This is a genomic window from Streptomyces sp. NPDC101194, from assembly GCF_044767885.1.
Lineage (GTDB): Bacteria > Actinomycetota > Actinomycetes > Streptomycetales > Streptomycetaceae > Streptomyces.
Genome location: NZ_JBIWOS010000001.1, coordinates 1298229 through 1316356, shown reverse-complemented (window position 1 = coordinate 1316356; position 18128 = coordinate 1298229). Strand labels below are relative to the sequence as shown.

Here is an 18128-nt window from a genome sequence, read left to right as displayed (position 1 = left end):
TTGTCTGGTGTTCCCGGAGCCAACCCGCTTCGTGACCCCCAGGACCGACGGCTCCCGCGCATCGCGGGACCGTCGGGTCTGGTGATCTTTGGCGTCACGGGCGATTTGTCCCGTAAAAAGCTGATGCCCGCCGTCTACGACCTGGCCAACCGCGGCCTGTTGCCGCCGGGCTTCTCACTCATCGGCTTCGCGCGCCGCGAGTGGCACGACGAGGACTTCGCACAGGAGGTCCACGACGCCGTCAAGCAGCACGCGCGTACGCCGTTCCGCGAAGAGGTCTGGCAGCAGCTCATCCAGGGGATGCGCTTCGTCCAGGGCAACTTCGACGACGACGACGCCTTCGAGACTCTGAAGGCCACGATCCAGGACCTCGACAAGGCACAGGGCACGGGCGGCAACTTCGCCTTCTACCTCTCCGTGCCGCCGAAGTTCTTCCCCAAGGTCGTCCAGCAGCTCAAGAAGCACGGGCTCGCCGACCAGAAGGAGGGTTCCTGGCGGCGTGCCGTCATCGAGAAGCCGTTCGGCCACGATCTGAAGAGCGCACAGGAGCTCAACCAGATCGTCCATGACGTGTTCCCGCCCAACGAGGTCTTCCGGATCGACCACTACCTGGGCAAGGAGACGGTCCAGAACATCCTGGCGCTGCGATTCGCCAACACGATGTTCGAGCCGATCTGGAACAGGTCGTACGTCGACCACGTCCAGATCACGATGGCCGAGGACATCGGCATCGGTGGCCGGGCCGGCTACTACGACGGCATCGGCGCCGCCCGTGACGTCATCCAGAACCACCTGCTCCAGCTGCTGGCGCTGACGGCGATGGAGGAGCCCGGCTCCTTCCACCCGAAGGCCCTGGTCGCCGAGAAGCTCAAGGTGCTCACGGCGGTGGAGCTGCCGGAGGACCTGGGCAAGCACACGGTGCGCGGTCAGTACGCGCACGCGTGGCAGGGCGGCGAGGAGGTCCTCGGCTATCTGGAGGAGGACGGCATCGACCCCAAGTCGACGACCGACACCTTCGCCGCGATCAAACTGACGATCAACAACCGCCGCTGGGCGGGCGTGCCGTTCTACCTCCGGACCGGAAAGCGGCTCGGCCGCCGGGTCACGGAGATCGCGGTCGTCTTCAAGCGCGCCCCGTATCTGCCCTTCGAGTCCGGCGCGACGGAGGAGCTGGGCGGCAACGCCCTGGTCATCCGGGTCCAGCCGGACGAGGGCGTGACCGTGCGGTTCGGCTCCAAGGTGCCCGGCACCTCGATGGAGGTGCGGGACGTCACGATGGACTTCGCGTACGGCGAGTCCTTCACGGAGTCCAGCCCGGAGGCGTACGAGCGGCTCATCCTCGATGTGCTGCTCGGCGACGCCAACCTCTTCCCGCGGCACCAGGAGGTCGAACTCTCCTGGAACATCCTCGACCCGATCGAGGAGTACTGGGACAAGCACGGCAAGCCCGCGCAGTACCCGGCGGGCACCTGGGGCCCGGCCGAGGCGGACGAGATGCTTGCACGAGACGGACGGAGCTGGCGCCGGCCATGAAGATCGATCTCACGGAAACCACTTCCAGCAAGATCAACCAGGCGCTGGTGTCGGCCCGCCGCGCCATCGGCACCCCGGCCATCGGCATGGTGCTCACCCTGGTCATCGTCACCGACGAGGAGAACGCGTACGACGCGCTCAAGTCGGCCGGTGACGCCTCGCGCGAGCACCCCTCGCGGATCATCGCGGTGATCAAGCGGGTCAGCCGCTCGCCGCGCAGCCGCCGGGACGCCCGGCTCGACGCCGAGGTGCGGGTCGGCTCCGACGCGGGCACCGGCGAGACCGTCGTCCTGCGCCTCCACGGCGAGCTGGCCAACCACGCCCAGTCCGTGGTCCTGCCGCTGCTGCTGCCGGACGCCCCGGTCGTGGTCTGGTGGCCCGAGGACGCGCCCGCCGATCCGGCGAAGGACCCGCTGGGCGCACTCGCCCAGCGCCGGATCACCGACGCGTACGCATCGGAGCGCCCGGGTGACGAACTCGCGGTGCGCGCCCGGTCGTACACCCCGGGCGACACCGATCTGGCCTGGACCCGCATCACGCCGTGGCGCTCGATGCTGGCGGCCGCGCTCGACCAGCAGCAGGTCGAGGTGGTCTCGGCGACGGTCGAGGGCGAGTCGGAGAACCCGAGCTGCGAGCTGCTCGCCATGTGGCTCGCCGACCGGCTCCAGGTACCGGTGGCACGCACCCTGTCCGACGGTCCCGGGCTGACGGCCGTGCGGATGGAGACCAAGAACGGCGTCATCGTCCTGGACCGGCCGGACGGTTCGCTGGCCACACTCTCGATGCAGGGGCAGCCGGACCGTGCGGTGGCGCTCAAGCGGCGGGAAACGGCCGAGCTGCTCGCCGAGGAACTGCGGCGCCTGGACCCGGACAACACCTATGCGGCAACGGTGAAGTTCGGCGTGGAGAAGCTCGCCGGGCCGGAGCAGAAGCCGTCGGAGCCCGCTCCCGCCGCCGCCCCGGCCGCCGCGAAGAAGACCGCGGCGAAGAAGGCGGCGGCGAAGTGAGTGCTCCTCAGCTCGTCGTGCACCGCGACAAGGAGCTGATGGCACAGGCCGCCGCGGCCAGGCTGATCACGAGGATCGTGGACGCCCAGGCCGCACGCGGCTACGCCTCGGTGGTCCTCACCGGCGGGCGCAACGGCAACGGCCTGCTGGCCGCCCTCGCCGAAGCGCCCGCCCGGGACGCGATCGACTGGTCGCGGCTCGACCTGTGGTGGGGCGACGAGCGGTTCCTGCCGGAGGGCGATCCGGAGCGCAATGTCACGCAGGCCCGCGCGGCCCTGCTGGACTCGGTGCCGCTGACCCCGTCACGGGTGCACGCGATGCCTGCCTCGGACGGTCCGTACGGCAGCGACGCCGACGCGGCGGCGGCCTCGTACGCCGCTGAACTGGCCGCCGCGGCCGGCCCCGAGGACCACGGTCCGGTGCCGACGTTCGACGTCCTGATGCTGGGCGTCGGCCCGGACACGCATGTCGCCTCGCTCTTCCCGGAGCTGCCGGCGGTACGGGAGACCGAGCGCACCGTCGTCGGTGTGCACGGCGCCCCCAAACCGCCGCCCACCCGCGTCTCGCTCACGCTGCCCGCGATCCGGGCGGCACGCGAGGTGTGGCTGCTCGCCGCGGGCGAGGACAAGGCGGAGGCCGCGGAGATCGCGCTCTCGGGCGCCGGGGAGATCCAGGCCCCGGCGGCCGGTGCGTACGGACGCAGCCGCACTCTGTGGCTGCTGGACGCGGCGGCGGCCTCGCGGCTGCCGCGCGCGCTGTATCCGCCGGCCTCTTCCTGAACAGTCGTCAGTGCCGTTGTGCGCAGGCCCGGTTCGCTCCTCGGAGCGAACCGGGCCTGCGGCGTGCCGGGCACGGCCCGGCTGCCACTGCGGTGACGGGCGCGGCAGGATTCAGGAGGGGCCGAGCCCGCTCCGGCACGCACCGCACGTGCCGAGAGCGTCGGACGGGCTCTGCTCGCCGACCCGACGCACGGCCGGGCACCCCGGTCACCCGGCGGGCGGAGTGCGCTCCAGAAAGGGCTCCAGCAGGCCGGGAACGGCCTTGGAGGCGAAGTCCAGTCCCTCGCTCGCATCCGCGTCGTACGCCGTGTACGCGCCCGCTCCGGCAGCCGTCGTCGCCGTGAGGCTCAGCACCCCGGCCCGCCGCTGGAAGTACGTCTGCCCGACCGTCCAGCCGATGACGCCGGCCCGCTCCAGGGCGGCGGTCGAGCGGCGCAGCGTGCCGGACCGGACCACCAGGTAGTCGCCGTCGACGGTGTGTCCCAGGCCGCGGTACGCGTCCCGGGCGAGGAGCACCCCGACGGGCAGCCCGACGACCGCGCAGGCGAGCGCGATCCAGAGCAGGACGGGTGTCAGCAGCACCCCCAGGAGGACGAGGACGGCGACGGGGGCGAGGACGGCCCCGCACGCCCGGCGCAACCGCCTGCCCCGGGCCGCGCGGGGGTGCCCGGTCAGCGGGGCGCCCGTCGGGGACGTGACCTCGCGCAGGACGTCGGCGGCCACCGCGTCGGCGACGCGGCGCGGCGCGGCGGGCAGCAGGGTGTTGTGGTCGCCGTGCTGCTCCTCGTCGTCCTTGGCGAGCCCGGTGGTGATCGCGTCCACCCTGGCGGCACCGAACAGCCGGACGCCGAGCGGTTCGACGAGGTCGACACCGCGCAGCCGCCGCTCCTCGATGGAGACGGAGCGGGAGGTCAGCAGTCCGCGCCGGACGCGCAGGGTGCCGCCGGGTTCGCGCTCCAGCCGGTAGCTCCACCACATCTCGACCCACAGGCCGAGCGCGCCGACGACCCCGGCGGCGACCGCGGCGACGACGAGGATCACGATCATGGTGATCAGCGAGGTGTCCCGGAACCGGTCACCGATCCAGTCGATCACCTGTCCCTGCGCCCCGAACCAGTCGCTGACCTGCATCACCCCGCCGGCCGCCGCGCCGCCGAGCGCGGGGGCGACGAACGAGACCGGTGCGTAGCGGATCCAGCGCGGGTCGAGGGCGACGAGCTCGCCCTCGCGATGGGTGCCCGGGGCTCCGGTGGCCGCACGTTCCAGCAGTTCGCGGCGGAGCCGTTCGCCCTCGGCCCTGGGGACCGGGTCCAGTTCCAGGGTGGATTCGTTGCCGGAGTGCTCGCCGGTGCCGATGCGGACGGTGACCAGGCCCAGGACCCGTTGCAGCAGGTGGGCGGTGAGGTCGACGCTGCGGATGCGTGTCCGGGCCAGTGAGCGCTTCTTGACCAGGAACAGCCCGGAGTGGAGCTCGACCCGTTCGGCGCCGATGCGGTAGCGGGTGCGGCGCCATCGCACGTGGTCGCCGGCCGCGGCGCCCGCGATCAGCAGGACGGCACCGGTCAGCACCCAGGCGACCGCATGGCCGAGCCCGAACCGCCCGGAGAGCCCCAGCGTGGTGGGGACGGCCGCGCCGGCCACCACCCCGGCCGTGACGAGTGCGCTGACGAGGACCGTACGCCGGTCCAGCCGCCGCCAGTCGGCAGCGGCACCGGGGCTGTCGTCGTCGGCCTCCGGGAAGACGGTCGTCCCGACGCTCATGTGGCGTCCCCGGGGGTCTCCCGGGTTATCCGGGTCAGCCGCTCGGCCAGCTCGGCCGCCACCTCATGACCCAGCCCCTCGATCCGCACCGCGCCCCTGGACGACGCGGTGGTCACGGTGACCGTGGCGAGCCGGTAGAGCTGTTCGAGCGGGCCACGCACGGTGTCCACGGTCTGGATCCGCGACATCGGGGCGATCCGCCACTCCTGACGCAGCACGCCGGTTCTGACGTACACCGCTTCGTCGGTGACCTCCCAGCGGTGGGTGCGGAACCACCAGAGGGGGAAGAGGACGGCGCAGCCGCCGCCGAGGACCGCGAGGACCGCGGCGGGCAGCAGCAGCCAGAACCGGGCGGGCTCGATGAGCACGCCCAGTACGACCAGGACGACCACCGGTGCCGCGGTCAGCAGCAGCCACTGGGCCCGCCACCAACCGACGGCCCTCGGGTCCAGGGTGTTCTTCGGCGGCCTCAGCCGCACCGTCCGCTCCCCCGTGGCCATCGGCTCAGCGCCCCCTGCGGGCGCGGTACGCCTCGACGAGCGCGGCGGTCGAGCTGTCCAGCCCCTCGCCTCCCCGGCCTTCGGTCAGCACCGGCTCGATCCTCTTGGCGAGCACCTTGCCCAGTTCGACGCCCCACTGGTCGAAGGAGTCGATGTTCCAGACGGCGCCCTGGACGAAGACCTTGTGCTCGTACAGCGCGATCAGCTGCCCGAGGACGGACGGGGTCAGGCGGTCGGCCAGGATCGTCGTCGTCGGGTGGTTGCCCTTGAAGGTCTTGTGCGGCACCAGTTCCTCGGCGACCCCCTCGGCACGGACCTCGTCCGGCGTCTTGCCGAAGGCCAGCGCCTGCGTCTGGGCGAAGAAGTTGGCCATCAGCAGATCGTGCTGGGCGACCAGGCCGGGCAGCAGGTCCGCGACCGGCTCGGCGAAGCCGATGAAGTCGGCCGGGATCACCTTGGTGCCCTGGTGGATCAGCTGGTAGTACGCGTGCTGCCCGTTGGTGCCGGGGGTGCCCCAGACGACCGGTCCGGTCTGCCAGTCGACCGGCTCGCCGTCGCGGTCCACGGACTTGCCGTTGGACTCCATGTCCAGCTGCTGCAAGTACGCGGTGAACTTGGACAGATAGTGGCTGTACGGCAGCACCGCGTGCGACTGGGCGTCGAAGAACGCCCCGTACCAGACGCCCAACAGGCCCAGCAGCAGCGGGACGTTCTCCTCGGCGGGGGCGGTGCGGAAGTGCTCGTCGACGAGGTGGAAGCCGTCGAGCATCTCGCGGAACCGGTCCGGGCCGATGGCGATCATCAGCGAGAGACCGATGGCGGAGTCGTACGAGTAGCGGCCGCCGACCCAGTCCCAGAACTCGAACATGTTGGCGGTGTCGATGCCGAAGTCCGCGACCTTCCCGGCGTTCGTCGACAGTGCCACGAAGTGCTTGGCGACCGCTTCCTGACCGGCCCTCAGACCGGTCAGCAGCCAGTCGCGGGCGGAGGTGGCGTTGGTGATGGTCTCGATGGTGGTGAAGGTCTTCGACGCGATGACGAAGAGCGTCTCGGCCGGGTCGAGGTCGCGCACGGCCTCGTGGAGGTCGGCACCGTCGACGTTCGACACGAAGCGGACGGTGAGCGAGCGGTCCGTGAAGGAACGCAGCACCTCGTACGCCATGGCGGGTCCGAGGTCGGAGCCGCCGATGCCGATGTTGACGACGTTCTTGATGCGCTTGCCGGTGTGACCGGTCCACTCCCCCGACCTGATGCGGTCGGAGAAGGACGCCATCTTGTCGAGCACGGCGTGCACACCGGGCACCACGTTCTCGCCGTCGACCTCGATCACCGCATCGCGCGGGGCACGCAGTGCGGTGTGCAGGACGGCGCGGTCCTCGGTGGTGTTGATCTTCTCGCCGCGGAACATCGCGTCCCGCAGCTGTGCCACCCCGGTGGCCGCGGCCAGTTCGCGCAGCAGCCGGAGCGTCTCGTCGGTGACCAGGTGCTTGGAGTAGTCGACATACAGATCGCCGACCCGGAGGGTGTATCCGGTACCGCGCTGCGGATCGTCCGCGAAGAGCTGCCGCAGATGTGTCGTCCCGAGCTGCTCGCGGTGCTTGCCCAGAGCGTTCCATTCGGGTGTCTGGTTGAGCCTGGTTCGGCTAGGTGTATTCATCCCGGATATCAGCCCACTTCTTCTCGTGCCTGCAGATGCCCCGCTGCCTCTCCAACTTAATTGATCAGAGGGGTTGACGAGACGACGGGAAGCCGTGGCACGACAAAAGCAGTCCGGCCGGGCACCCTGTGGGTGCCCGGCCGGTGAACTTCCGGTGCGCGGCGCTGGTGCCGGGAGCGGCGCTAGATCTCGCCCCGGAGTTTCGCCAGAGCCTCGGCGAGGATGGCCTCGCCGTCCGCGTCGCTCCGCCGCTCACGTACGTACGCGAGGTGTGTCTTGTACGGCTCGGTGCGCGGCGGGTCCGGCGGGCTGTCCCGGTCCTGGCCGGCCGGGAAACCACAGCGCGGACAGTCCCAAGTCTCCGGTACCTGCGCGTCACTGGCGAAGCTCGGCTGCGTCTCGTGCCCGTTCGAGCACCAGAAGGAGATGCGGAGACGTGGCGCGGACTCGCCACGCTCGGCCTCCCCCATCGGCCCCGCTCCGACCCGGCTTCCCCGGATCGCGTTGCCACTTGCCACGGTCGTAACTCCCTGCGTGATGGTGCTCGAAGATGCCCCAGTCTACGTAAGGCCCAACGCGCGTCCAGTGAAAGGAGTTACACCCTCACCGGGAATCGCGTACGACGGGTCAGTTGTCCAGCTTGATCAGCAGACCAAGCACAACAATGCACGCGAACCAGGCCAGACCGATGAACACGGTGATCCGGTCGAGGTTCCGCTCGGCGACCGAGGAGCCGCCCACGGACGACTGCATGCCGCCACCGAACATGTCGGAGAGACCGCCGCCCTTCCCCTTGTGCATCAGCACCAGCAGCATCAGCAGCAGGCTGAAGACGATCAGGGCGATCTCGAACGCCAAAATCACGGCTGGTCCCTACTTTCCGGAATTTCTCTGGACTGCATGTACGAACAACGGGGGCCGGGAGGCTACACCTCCCCCGGCCCCCGCAAGGGTACGACGGATCCGCGCTACCGCATACTCACTGGTCGCGGAAGCGGACGATCTTGACGAACTCGTCGGCGTCCAGCGCAGCGCCGCCGACGAGGGCGCCGTCCACGTCCGGCTTCGACATGATCTCGGCGACGTTCCCCGACTTCACGGAGCCGCCGTACTGGATGCGGACCTTGTCGGCCAGCTCCTGGGAGTACAGCTCGGCGAGGCGGCTGCGGATCGCCGCGCAGACCTCCTGGGCGTCGTCGGCGCCGCAGACCTTGCCGGTCCCGATCGCCCAGACCGGCTCGTACGCGATCACGATCGACTCGGCCTGCTCGGCCGGGATGTCCTGCAGACCGCCGTCGACCTGCGCGAGCGTGTGCGCGACGTGGTTGCCCGCGTCACGGACCTCCAGCTCCTCGCCGACGCAGAGGATCGGGGTCAGGCCGTGCTTGTAGGCGGCCTTCACCTTGCTGTTGCAGATCTCGTCGGTCTCGCCGTGGTACTGGCGGCGCTCACTGTGGCCGACGGCGACGTAGGTGCACTTCAGCTTGGCGAGCATCGGGCCGGAGATCTCACCGGTGTACGCGCCGGAGTCGTGCGCCGAGATGTCCTGGGCGCCGTACTTGATCTTCAGCTTGTCGCCGTCGACCAGCGTCTGCACGGAGCGCAGGTCGGTGAAGGGCGGCAGGACGGCGACCTCGACGGCTTCGTAGTCCTTGTCGGCCAGGGCGAAGGCGAGCTTCTGGACGTGTGCGATGGCCTCGAGGTGGTTGAGGTTCATCTTCCAGTTGCCCGCCATCAGCGGGGTGCGAGTGGTCATGAAAGGTCAGTCCTCCAGTGCGGCGAGGCCGGGAAGCGTCTTGCCCTCAAGGTATTCGAGGCTGGCGCCGCCACCGGTCGAGATGTGTCCGAATGCGTTTTCGTCGAAGCCCAGGATGCGGACGGCGGCGGCGGAGTCACCACCGCCGACGACGCTGAAGCCCGAGGAGTCGGCGAGGGCCTGGGCGACGGCCCGGGTGCCCTCGGCGTAGTCGGGGTGCTCGAAGACGCCCATCGGACCGTTCCAGAAGACGGTGACGGCGTCGGCGAGCTTCGAGGCGTACAGCTTGTTGGTCTCGGGACCGTTGTCCAGCCCCATGAAACCGGCCGGAATGGCGTCCGCGGGCACGGTGCGGTGCTGCGTCGGGGCCTTGGCCCCGAGGTCCGGGAACTGCTCGGAGACCACGACGTCGACGGGGAGCACGAACTCCACGCCCTTCTCCTCGGCGCGCTTGAGGTACTCCAGCACCGCCGGGATCTGGTCCTCCTGGAGAAGGGAGCTGCCGACCTCGTGTCCCTGGGCCTTGAGGAAGGTGTACGCCATGCCGCCGCCGATGAGAATGCGGTCGGCGCGCTCCAGCAGGTGGTCGATGACACCGAGCTTGTCCGAGACCTTGGAGCCGCCGAGCACGACGGCGTAGGGGCGCTCGACGTTCTCGGTGAGCTTCTTCAGGACTCCGACCTCGGTGGCGATCAGGTCACCGGCGGCGTGCGGCAGCCGGGCCGGGAGGTCGAAGACCGAGGCGTGCTTGCGGTGCACGGCCCCGAAGCCGTCGCCCACGTACACGTCGGCGAGCTCGGCGAGCCGGTCGGCGAACGCGCCGCGCTCGGCGTCGTCCTTGGAGGTCTCACCGGGGTTGAAGCGGAGGTTCTCGATGACGGCGACCCGGCCGTCGGTGAGCGCGGCGACCGTGGCGCGGGCGGACTCGCCGACCGTGTCGGTCGCGAAGGCCACGTCGGCACCGAGGAGCTCGCCGAGGCGGGCGGCGGCGGGCGCCAGGGAGAAGGCGGGGTCCGGGGTCCCCTTGGGACGACCCAGGTGCGAGGCGACGATGACCCGCGCCCCGGCCGCGGCGAGCTTCTCCACGGTCGGCTGGACGGCGCGGATGCGGCCGTCGTCGGTGATGGTGGTGCCGCTCAGCGGCACGTTGAGGTCGGCGCGGACGAATACGCGCTTGCCGGTGACCCCTTCGGCGAGAAGTTCGTCGATCGTCTTCATCTTGCTGGACTCCTTGGAAGGACGAGGGAGCATGCAACGGGGCTCGAACGGCGCGGCGTTGCGCTGTTCGAGCCCCGTGCTCACATCGAGGTGCCTGCCGACCCGGAGGTCAGAGCTGGTTGCCGACGAAGACGGTCAGGTCGACAAGACGGTTGGAGTAGCCCCACTCGTTGTCGTACCAGCCCAGGATCTTGACCGACTTGCCCTCCTGAACCATCGTCAGCGAGGAGTCGAAGGTGCAGGACGCCGGGTCGCCGACGATGTCCGAGGACACGATCGGGTCCTCGGTGTAGTAGAGGATGCCCTTGAGGTCGCCGTCGTCGGCGGCCTTCTTGAACGCGGCGTTGACCTCGTCCTTGGTGACCTCGCGCTGCAGTTCCACGACCAGGTCGGTGGCCGAGCCGGTCGGGACCGGGACGCGCATGGCGATGCCGTCCAGCTTGCCCTTCAGCTGCGGGAGCACCAGGGCGGTGGCCTTGGCCGCGCCGGTGGTGGTCGGGATGATGTTCTCGGCGGCGGCGCGGGCGCGACGCAGGTCCGAGTGCGGGAAGTCCAGGATGCGCTGGTCGTTCGTGTAGGCGTGGACCGTCGTCATCAGGCCCTTGACGATGCCGAAGTTCTCGTCCAGGACCTTGGCCATCGGCGCGACACAGTTGGTGGTGCAGGAGGCGTTGGAGATGACGTGGTGGTTGGCCGCGTCGTACTTCTCCTGGTTGACGCCCATCACGATGGTGATGTCCTCGCCCTTGGCCGGAGCCGAGATGAGGACCTTCTTGGCGCCGCCTGCGATGTGCTTCTCGGCGTCGGCCTTCTTCGTGAAGATGCCGGTCGACTCGATGACGATGTCGACGCCCAGCTCACCCCAGGGGATGTCGGCCGGGTTGCGCTCGGAGAGCACCTTGATCGTGTGACCATCGACGGTGATGGTGTCGGCGGTGTGGCTGACCTCTGCCTTCAGACGTCCCAGAATGGTGTCGTACTTCAGCAGGTGGGCCGTGGTCGCGGTGTCACCCAGGTCGTTGACAGCCACGATCTCGATGTCCGCACCCTGCTCCAGCAGCGCGCGGAAGTAGTTACGACCGATGCGGCCAAAGCCGTTGATGCCTACGCGGATCGTCACGAACCGATCTCCTCGTTAGGTACGCGGGGTTTTCACCCCGGCGAGTTGTATGAGATGTCCCCGACCGCCTCCGACCCTACCTCTCCGAGGGCCCCGGGGTGACATCGAGCGGGGCCGTAAGAAGCGCCGAGGCCCGTACTCCTTGGTAGGAGTACGGGCTCCCGATGCCCTGCCGGACACGCAGTCACAACTACGGAGCGTCAACGCCCCGGGGATTTCCGGGCGTTCTGAATTCGGCTGATTTCACAGCCTTCGCGGGTCACCCCACCAGTCCGTCGGCGAGCTCCTCGCTGAGGGTCGACTCCGTCCCCGGGATACCCAGGTCCTGGGCCCGCTTGTCGGCCATCGCCAGGAGTCGGCGGATCCGGCCGGCGACCGCGTCCTTCGTCAGCGGTGGGTCGGCGAGCGCGCCCAGCTCCTCCAGGGATGCCTGCTTGTGCTCCATGCGCAGCCGTCCGGCCGCCGCGAGGTGCTCGGGCACCTCCTCGCCGAGGATCTCCAGCGCGCGCCCCACCCGGGCGCCCGCGGCGACCGCAGCCCGCGCGGAACGGCGCAGATTGGCGTCGTCGAAGTTGGCGAGCCGGTTGGCCGTGGCGCGGACCTCACGACGCATCCGCCGCTCCTCCCAGGCCAGCACCGACTCATGGGCGCCGAGCCGGGTGAGCAGCGCACCGATCGCGTCGCCGTCGCGGACGACGACCCGGTCCACCCCCCGCACCTCGCGGGCCTTCGCCGCGATGGAGAGCCTGCGGGCCGCGCCGACCAGTGCGAGTGCCGCCTCCGGACCCGGGCAGGTCACCTCCAGCGAGGAGGAGCGGCCGGGTTCGGTGAGCGAGCCGTGGGCCAGGAAGGCCCCGCGCCAGGCGGCCTCGGCATCGCAGGTGGCCCCCGAGACCACCTGCGGCGGCAGACCGCGGATGGGACGGCCGCGACCGTCCACCAGGCCGGTCTGGCGGGCCAGCTGGTCGCCTCCCGCCACCACCCGGACGACATAGCGGGAGCCGCGCCGCAGCCCGCCGGGAGCCATCACGATCAGCTCCGAGCTGTGCCCGAAGATTTCGAGGATGTCCCGCTTCAGCCGGCGCGCAGCCATCGCGGTGTCCAGCTCCGCCTCGATCACGATCCGACCGCTCACCAGGTGCAGCCCGCCGGCGAACCGGAGGATCGCCGAGACTTCTGCCTTCCTGCAGCAGGTCCGGGTCACGGGAAGCCGAGAGATTTCGTCCTTCACCGCCGGCGTCATCGCCATGGGCCGATCCTTCCATGCATCCGAAAAATACGGTCGTACGCGGCGGCCAACAGCTCCGGATCATGGATCGGAACGCCGTCGGGTGAGGCCACCGGCGCCAGCTCGACCGCGGCGCCGAGCCGCTTGGCGGCGTCGGCGAGGGACTCACGATCGGGCACGGCGGCTTCGTCGGCCAGCACCACGTCCATGGCGAGTTTAGGGGCGTGTCGTCCCAAAACCTCCAAATGACGCTGCGGAGAGAAGCCATCAGTTTCGCCGGGTTGCGGTGCGAGATTGAGCGAGAGAACCTTGCGGGCCTTGGTCTCGACGAGCGCGTCGAGCAGTTCCGGGACGAGCAGATGCGGGATCACGGAGGAGAACCAGGACCCCGGACCGAGCACGACCCAGTCGGCGTCCAGGACCGCGGCGACGGCCTCGGGAACGGCCGGCGGGTCGTGCGGGACGAGATGGACGGACTGCACCTCGCCCGGGGTGAGCGCCACGGTGGCCTGGCCGCGTACCGTGTCCACGTCGTCCGGGCGATCCGGGTCGTGGCCCCGTACGAGCGCCTGGAGCTCCAGCGGCACGGCGGACATGGGCAGCACCCGGCCGTGCGCCCCGAGGAGCTTGCCGACCAGGTCCAGGGCCTGGACATGGTCACCGAGCTGCTCCCACAGGGCGACGATCAGCAGATTGCCGACCGCGTGCTCGTGCAGATCGCCCTTGGACTGGAAACGGTGCTGGATGACCCGGGCCCAGGTCTGGCCCCAGTCGTCGTCACCGCACAGGGCGGCGAGCGCCTTGCGCAGGTCGCCGGGCGGCAGGACGCCGAGCTCCTCGCGGAGCCGGCCGCTGGAACCTCCGTCGTCGGCGACGGTGACCACGGCCGTGAGATCGCCGGTGATCCGGCGGAGCGCGGCGAGTGACGCGGACAGACCCATGCCGCCGCCGAGCGCGACGACCTTGGGCTGCGCGCCGCGCTTGCGGCCGGGCAGCGCAGCGGTGGCTCTGCGCAGCCGCCGCAGGCGCAGATTACGGCTGGTCACTCGCGCCCCATGTCCCGGTGGACGAGGACGGTCTCGATGCCTTCGGTCGCGAGCCTGGCCGCGAGCTTCTCCGACATGGCCACCGAGCGGTGCTTGCCGCCCGTGCAGCCGACGGCGATCGTCACGTAGCGCTTGCCCTCGCGGCGGTACCCGGTGGCGATGAGCTGGAGCAGTTCCGTGTACTGGTTGAGGAACTCCTTGGCGCCGGGCTGGTCGAAGACGTAGGCGGAGACCTCTTCGTTGAGCCCGGTGAACGGCCGCAGCTCGGGAACCCAGTGCGGGTTGGGCAGGAAGCGGCAGTCGACCACCAGGTCGGCGTCGACCGGCAGGCCGTACTTGTAGCCGAAGGACATCACCGTGGCACGCAGCTCCGGCTCCTCGTCTCCGGCGAACTGGGCATCCATCTTGGCACGCAGTTCGTGCACGTTGAGGCTGGAGGTGTCGATCACCAGGTCGGCGTCGCCGCGCAGCTCGCGCAGCAGGTCGCGCTCGGCGGCGATGCCGTCGACGATCCGGCCGTCGCCCTGGAGCGGGTGCGGGCGGCGGACCGATTCGAAGCGGCGGACCAGGGCGTCATCGGAGGACTCCAGGAAGACGATCCGCCGGGTGACGTGCTTGGCCTCCAGGTCGGCGAGGGAGTCACGGAGGTTGTCGAAGAAGCGGCGGCCACGCACGTCGACGACGACGGCGATACGGGCCACGTTGCCCTGCGAGCGGGCGCCGAGCTCGACCATGGTGGGGATCAGGGCGGGTGGCAGGTTGTCGACGACGAACCAGCCGAGGTCCTCCAGACACTTGGCCGCCGTGCTGCGTCCGGCGCCCGACATCCCCGAGATGATCACCAGCTCGGGGATGGCCGCGTTCCCGTCGCCCGTGTCGATGGTGGTGCCCGTACTCACGTGTCCTGCTCCGTCTGTTCGGTCGGTGCTGTCGTGCTCGACATCGCGGTCCTGCTCGACGTCGTGTTCGTGCTCGTGTTCGTTCTCGTGCTCAGTCATGTCGTGCTGCCCCCGTCGTCCTCTTCAATGATCTCTCCTGTCGCCGTGTTCACGGCGGGCGTGGCCGGGGCGGCCGAGGCCAGGGCGACAGCCACTGATTCCGCCGTTCTGCGGCCTATCCCCGGAACCTCGCAAATCTCGTCGATTGTCGCCTGCTTCAGCTTCTTCACGGAGCCGAAATGCTTGATCAACGCCTGTTTCCGGGTCTCTCCGAGGCCTACGACCGCGTCCAGGGGGCTGGAACGGATGCGCTTGGCACGCTTGGCGCGCTGATACGTGATCGCGAAGCGGTGGGCCTCGTCACGGACGCGCTGGAGGAGATAGAGGCCCTCGCTGGAGCGGGGCAGGACGACGGGGTCGTCGTCATCGGGCAGCCAGACCTCTTCCAGGCGCTTGGCGAGGCCGCAGACGGCGATGTCGTCGATCCCCAGCTCGTCGAGGGCCCGCTTGGCCGCGGCGACCTGCGGCTGACCGCCGTCGACCACGACGAGCTGCGGCGGATAGGCGAACCGCTTGGGCCGGCCGTCGTCCTCACGGGGCTCCGTGTCCGGGTCCGGGGCGCTGTCCGGGACAGGGTCGGCACCCGGTCCGGTCACGGTCTCCCCGGTGAGCGCGGTCTCCGGACCGGGAGAGGTGTTGGTGCGGGGGGCGACAGCCGGGAGGAGAGCCGTGCCCGTACCCCCTGCGGCCCCCGTGGGAGCGACCGTGTCGCCGTCCGCGGCCGGGACGGGACCGGTCGGAGCGGGGGTCTCCTCCCACTCCCCCGTCCGCTCCTTCTCCTGGAGGTAGCGCTTGAAACGGCGGCCGATCACCTCGTGCATCGACCGGACGTCGTCCTGGCCCTCGAAGCCCTTGATCTGGAAACGGCGGTACTCGCCCTTGCGGGCCAGTCCGTCCTCGAAGACGACCATGGACGCGACCACGTCGTCGCCCTGGAGGTGGGAGATGTCGAAACATTCGATGCGCAGCGGGGCCGTGTCGAGGCCGAGCGCCTCGGCGATCTCCTCCAGGGCGCGGGAGCGGGTCGTCAGGTCCGAGGCGCGCTTGGTCTTGTGCAGCCCCAGGGCCTGCTGGGCGTTGCGCTGGACCGTCGCCATCAGGTCCTTCTTGTCACCGCGCTGCGGGATGCGCAGGCTGACGTGGGAGCCCCGGCGGTCGGCGAGCCACTGGGAGATCGAGTCGGGGTCCTCGGGGAGGGCCGGGACGAGCACCTCCTTGGGGACGGAGTCGCCCGTCTCCTCGCCGTACAGCTGTTGCAGGGCGTGCTCGACCAGGCCCGAGGTGTCGACGTTCTCGACCTTGTCGGTGACCCAGCCGCGCTGGCCGCGCACCCGCCCGCCGCGCACATGGAAGATCTGGACGGCGGCTTCGAGTTCGTCCTCGGCGACCGCGATCAGGTCGGCGTCGGTGGCGTCGGCGAGGACGACGGCGCTCTTCTCCATGGCCCGCTTGAGGGCCTCCACGTCGTCGCGGAGCCGGGCCGCCCGCTCGTACTCCATCTCCTCGGCCGCCGCCATCATGTCCTTCTCCAGGCGGCGGATGTACGTACCGGTGCGGCCGGCCATGAAGTCGCAGAAGTCGACGGCGAGTTCGCGGTGCTCCTCGGGGGTGACCCGGCCCACGCAGGGGGCCGAGCACTTGCCGATGTAGCCGAGGAGGCACGGGCGGCCGGTCCTGGCGGCGTTCTTGAAGACCCCTGCGGAACATGTGCGCACCGGGAAGACCCGGAGCATCAGGTCGACCGTCTCGCGGATCGCCCAGGCGTGCCCGTAGGGGCCGAAGTAGCGCACGCCCTTCTTCTTGGCCCCGCGCATGACCTGGACCCGCGGGAATTCCTCGTTGAGCGTGACCGCGAGATACGGATAGCTCTTGTCGTCGCGGTACTTGACGTTGAACCGGGGGTCGAACTCCTTGATCCAGGAGTACTCCAGCTGGAGCGCCTCGACCTCCGTGGAGACGACCGTCCACTCCACCGAGGCGGCCGTGGTGACCATCGTGCGCGTACGCGGGTGGAGCGCGGCCAGGTCCTGGAAGTAGTTGGCCAGGCGCTGACGCAGGTTCTTGGCCTTGCCGACGTAGATCACCCGGCGGTGTTCGTCTCGGAATTTGTAGACCCCCGGGGAGTCGGGGATCTGTCCCGGCTTGGGGCGGTAGCTGGAGGGGTCTGCCATGTGTCCCACCCTACTTGCGGGCAGTGACAGTGCTGCCTGTCGGCGGTGGAGCCGTGCTCCGGGGCGCGGACCGGGAACGCGCCCCCGGAGCACGGGTCAGGAGGTGCGGTCGTCGGTCACGGGGCCGGCGCCGCGCACCGCACTCGCGGCGCGCGGGCTGCCGTTCCGGCCCGCGTGCGTACCGTTCCCCGAGGAGGCGTCCGGCGGGTATCGCAGCATGTGGTGCGCGCGCACCACGCCGGCATCGACCACCGTCTCGCCGTCCACCGGGGCGGTCCGGGTTGCGATCCGGCGCGGGGGGAGGCGCCGGCCCGGGAGAACTGCAGGACAGGGCGGGTTCACTGGGACCGGGGAACGGCGGTGATCGCCGCGGAGCTGTTCTTCGACACCCGGCCGAGGGCGGGTGTCACGTACCTCTTGGGCCACGGCTTCGACGACGCCGTGGGAGGGCCGTGCGGCGAGTACGATCGCGGCTTCGGCTTCGGCTTCGGCTTCGGCTTCGGCTTCGGCTTCGGCTTCGGACAGTACGTGCTGCAGGTGGGATTCGACGAGGCCGCGCTGCCGGTGCGGTGCCGGAGCCTCGCCCAGGTCTCGGCGGGCGCACCGCGCGGTGCCCGTACGGATCTCGCTCTCACCGGCCGACACCGGACCGTTCACCTGGTGGAGCAGGATGTACGGCCCGGCCTCGTCGGCATCGACCGGGACGGGGAGTGAATCCGTTCGCGGCGGAGGTCAGGCCTCGGGGCCCGCGATGAGCTTTCCGCTCTCCAGCCGGACCGGCACCTCGGGCAGCGGCGCGGTCGCCGGCCCGTGCAGCGCCTTGCCGGTGGTCGTGTCGAAGTGGCTGCCGTGGCAGGGGCACTCCCCCACGTTGTCCTCGATCTTGTTCAGCAGGCAGCCCGCGTGGGTGCACTGGGCGCTGAAGGCCTTGTACTGGCCCTTGGCCGGGCAGTTGACGATGACCCGCTGGTCCCGGTACAGCTTCGATCCGCCGACCGGAACCTCTTCCGGAGCGCCGAGTTCGACGGGCGCGGTCGGCGTCGGCGTCACGGCGTGGCCGAGCTTCGACTCGGTCGAGCAGGCCGCCACTCCCAGCCCGGCGGCGCCGGCGAGCGCGGCACCCTTCAGCACGGTACGGCGGGCGGCGGGCTGGCCGGGCATGCGGTCTCCACTGGTCAGAGGGTGCAGGGTGCAGAGAGTTACCGCGGGCGACTGAGGCACGCCAATACCGGAGGTACCGCGGGTATCAGAGCCATCGGTGACAGAACCGACGATACCGGCGGGGACCAGGGTCCTGTCGGCCGGGCCACCCCGGACGAGTCGTCCCTGGTCAGGAGGGTGCACGTGCCACGGA

At 70.2% G+C, this 18128-nt stretch carries 17 protein-coding genes and 1 pseudogene; 4 read left to right on the top strand and 14 right to left on the bottom strand.

Going from position 1 to position 18128, the window contains the following annotated elements; all coding sequences use genetic code 11:
- From zwf to pgl, 3 genes are read left to right on the top strand one after another with little or no spacing between them, the layout of a single operon-like run.
- Entirely contained in the window at positions 1 to 1533 is a 1533-nt protein-coding gene (zwf, locus tag ACIRP2_RS05810; RefSeq protein ID WP_376282907.1) for a glucose-6-phosphate dehydrogenase, read from the top strand.
- A complete protein-coding gene (gene opcA / locus ACIRP2_RS05805) occupies positions 1530 to 2540 on the top strand; it encodes a glucose-6-phosphate dehydrogenase assembly protein OpcA (protein ID WP_404246861.1) in 1011 nt (336 codons plus the stop codon). Before zwf ends, opcA begins: the two co-directional genes overlap by 4 nt.
- Positions 2537 to 3319: a 6-phosphogluconolactonase gene (gene pgl, locus ACIRP2_RS05800; protein WP_404246859.1), complete on the top strand. Its 783-nt coding sequence runs from the start codon at positions 2537 to 2539 to the stop codon at positions 3317 to 3319. Before opcA ends, pgl begins: the two co-directional genes overlap by 4 nt.
- A gap of 207 nt (positions 3320 to 3526) precedes the next feature.
- On the opposite strand, the gene ACIRP2_RS05795 is transcribed toward pgl, so the two are convergent.
- The 13 genes from ACIRP2_RS05795 to ACIRP2_RS05735 form a co-directional block, all read right to left on the bottom strand.
- Entirely contained in the window at positions 3527 to 5080 is a 1554-nt protein-coding gene (locus ACIRP2_RS05795) for a PH domain-containing protein (RefSeq protein WP_404246857.1), read from the bottom strand.
- Positions 5077 to 5580, bottom strand: coding sequence for a PH domain-containing protein (locus ACIRP2_RS05790; protein WP_404246855.1), 504 nt, complete (start codon positions 5578 to 5580; stop codon positions 5077 to 5079). Before ACIRP2_RS05790 ends, ACIRP2_RS05795 begins: the two co-directional genes overlap by 4 nt.
- Positions 5581 to 5584: 4 nt before the next feature.
- A complete protein-coding gene (gene pgi, locus ACIRP2_RS05785; protein ID WP_404246853.1) occupies positions 5585 to 7237 on the bottom strand; it encodes a glucose-6-phosphate isomerase in 1653 nt (550 codons plus the stop codon).
- Positions 7238 to 7419: 182 nt separating this feature from the next.
- Entirely contained in the window at positions 7420 to 7755 is a 336-nt protein-coding gene (locus ACIRP2_RS05780) for an RNA polymerase-binding protein RbpA (RefSeq protein WP_072483070.1), read from the bottom strand.
- 109 nt (positions 7756 to 7864) lie between these two features.
- Entirely contained in the window at positions 7865 to 8101 is a 237-nt protein-coding gene (gene secG, locus ACIRP2_RS05775; protein ID WP_114243929.1) for a preprotein translocase subunit SecG, read from the bottom strand.
- 115 nt (positions 8102 to 8216) lie between these two features.
- Positions 8217 to 8993, bottom strand: coding sequence for a triose-phosphate isomerase (gene tpiA, locus ACIRP2_RS05770; protein ID WP_404246850.1), 777 nt, complete (start codon positions 8991 to 8993; stop codon positions 8217 to 8219).
- A 6-nt stretch (positions 8994 to 8999) separates the two neighbouring features.
- Positions 9000 to 10211 carry a phosphoglycerate kinase gene (locus tag ACIRP2_RS05765; protein ID WP_404246848.1) on the bottom strand — a complete coding sequence of 404 codons (1212 nt, stop codon included), beginning with the start codon at positions 10209 to 10211 and terminating at the stop codon, positions 9000 to 9002.
- A gap of 109 nt (positions 10212 to 10320) precedes the next feature.
- The gene (gene gap / locus ACIRP2_RS05760) at positions 10321 to 11331 is read right to left on the bottom strand and encodes a type I glyceraldehyde-3-phosphate dehydrogenase (RefSeq protein ID WP_376282894.1); all 1011 of its coding nucleotides are present in this window, start codon (positions 11329 to 11331) and stop codon (positions 10321 to 10323) included.
- A gap of 259 nt (positions 11332 to 11590) precedes the next feature.
- Positions 11591 to 12580 (bottom strand): DNA-binding protein WhiA, encoded by a 990-nt coding sequence (gene whiA, locus ACIRP2_RS05755; protein ID WP_030919772.1) that lies wholly within the window; start codon positions 12578 to 12580, stop codon positions 11591 to 11593.
- Positions 12571 to 13605: a uridine diphosphate-N-acetylglucosamine-binding protein YvcK gene (gene yvcK / locus ACIRP2_RS05750; RefSeq protein ID WP_376221333.1), complete on the bottom strand. Its 1035-nt coding sequence runs from the start codon at positions 13603 to 13605 to the stop codon at positions 12571 to 12573. Before yvcK ends, whiA begins: the two co-directional genes overlap by 10 nt.
- Positions 13602 to 14603, bottom strand: a complete 1002-nt coding sequence (gene rapZ, locus ACIRP2_RS05745) for an RNase adapter RapZ (protein WP_404246844.1) — start codon at positions 14601 to 14603, stop codon at positions 13602 to 13604. The genes yvcK and rapZ overlap by 4 nt, the downstream gene beginning before the upstream one ends.
- Positions 14600 to 16774 (bottom strand): excinuclease ABC subunit UvrC, encoded by a 2175-nt coding sequence (gene uvrC, locus ACIRP2_RS05740; RefSeq protein ID WP_404246842.1) that lies wholly within the window; start codon positions 16772 to 16774, stop codon positions 14600 to 14602. The genes rapZ and uvrC overlap by 4 nt, the downstream gene beginning before the upstream one ends.
- Positions 16775 to 16870: 96 nt before the next feature.
- Positions 16871 to 17041, bottom strand: coding sequence for a hypothetical protein (locus ACIRP2_RS05735; protein WP_404247208.1), 171 nt, complete (start codon positions 17039 to 17041; stop codon positions 16871 to 16873).
- On the opposite strand from ACIRP2_RS05735, the pseudogene ACIRP2_RS05730 reads away from it, so the two are divergent.
- Positions 16979 to 17488, top strand: a pseudogene (locus tag ACIRP2_RS05730) (hypothetical protein); the annotation flags it as partial. The gene ACIRP2_RS05735 and the pseudogene ACIRP2_RS05730 overlap by 63 nt on opposite strands.
- A gap of 18 nt (positions 17489 to 17506) precedes the next feature.
- On the opposite strand, the gene ACIRP2_RS05725 reads toward ACIRP2_RS05730, so the two are convergent.
- Positions 17507 to 17935, bottom strand: coding sequence for a ubiquinol-cytochrome c reductase iron-sulfur subunit (locus ACIRP2_RS05725; protein ID WP_404246840.1), 429 nt, complete (start codon positions 17933 to 17935; stop codon positions 17507 to 17509).
- Positions 17936 to 18128 lie beyond the last annotated feature (193 nt).

Excerpts from the sequence above, each read along its gene's own strand:
- opcA (WP_404246861.1), top strand. The coding sequence starts at position 1,530 with ATGAAGATCGATCTCACGGAAACCACTTCCAGCAAGATCAACCAGGCG.
- ACIRP2_RS05795 (WP_404246857.1), bottom strand. The coding sequence starts at position 5,080 with ATGAGCGTCGGGACGACCGTCTTCCCGGAGGCCGACGACGACAGCCCC.
- ACIRP2_RS05790 (WP_404246855.1), bottom strand. The coding sequence starts at position 5,580 with ATGGCCACGGGGGAGCGGACGGTGCGGCTGAGGCCGCCGAAGAACACC.
- pgi (WP_404246853.1), bottom strand. The coding sequence starts at position 7,237 with ATGAATACACCTAGCCGAACCAGGCTCAACCAGACACCCGAATGGAAC.
- tpiA (WP_404246850.1), bottom strand. The coding sequence starts at position 8,993 with ATGACCACTCGCACCCCGCTGATGGCGGGCAACTGGAAGATGAACCTC.
- ACIRP2_RS05765 (WP_404246848.1), bottom strand. The coding sequence starts at position 10,211 with ATGAAGACGATCGACGAACTTCTCGCCGAAGGGGTCACCGGCAAGCGC.
- whiA (WP_030919772.1), bottom strand. The coding sequence starts at position 12,580 with ATGGCGATGACGCCGGCGGTGAAGGACGAAATCTCTCGGCTTCCCGTG.
- rapZ (WP_404246844.1), bottom strand. The coding sequence starts at position 14,603 with ATGACTGAGCACGAGAACGAACACGAGCACGAACACGACGTCGAGCAG.
- uvrC (WP_404246842.1), bottom strand. The coding sequence starts at position 16,774 with ATGGCAGACCCCTCCAGCTACCGCCCCAAGCCGGGACAGATCCCCGAC.
- ACIRP2_RS05725 (WP_404246840.1), bottom strand. The coding sequence starts at position 17,935 with ATGCCCGGCCAGCCCGCCGCCCGCCGTACCGTGCTGAAGGGTGCCGCG.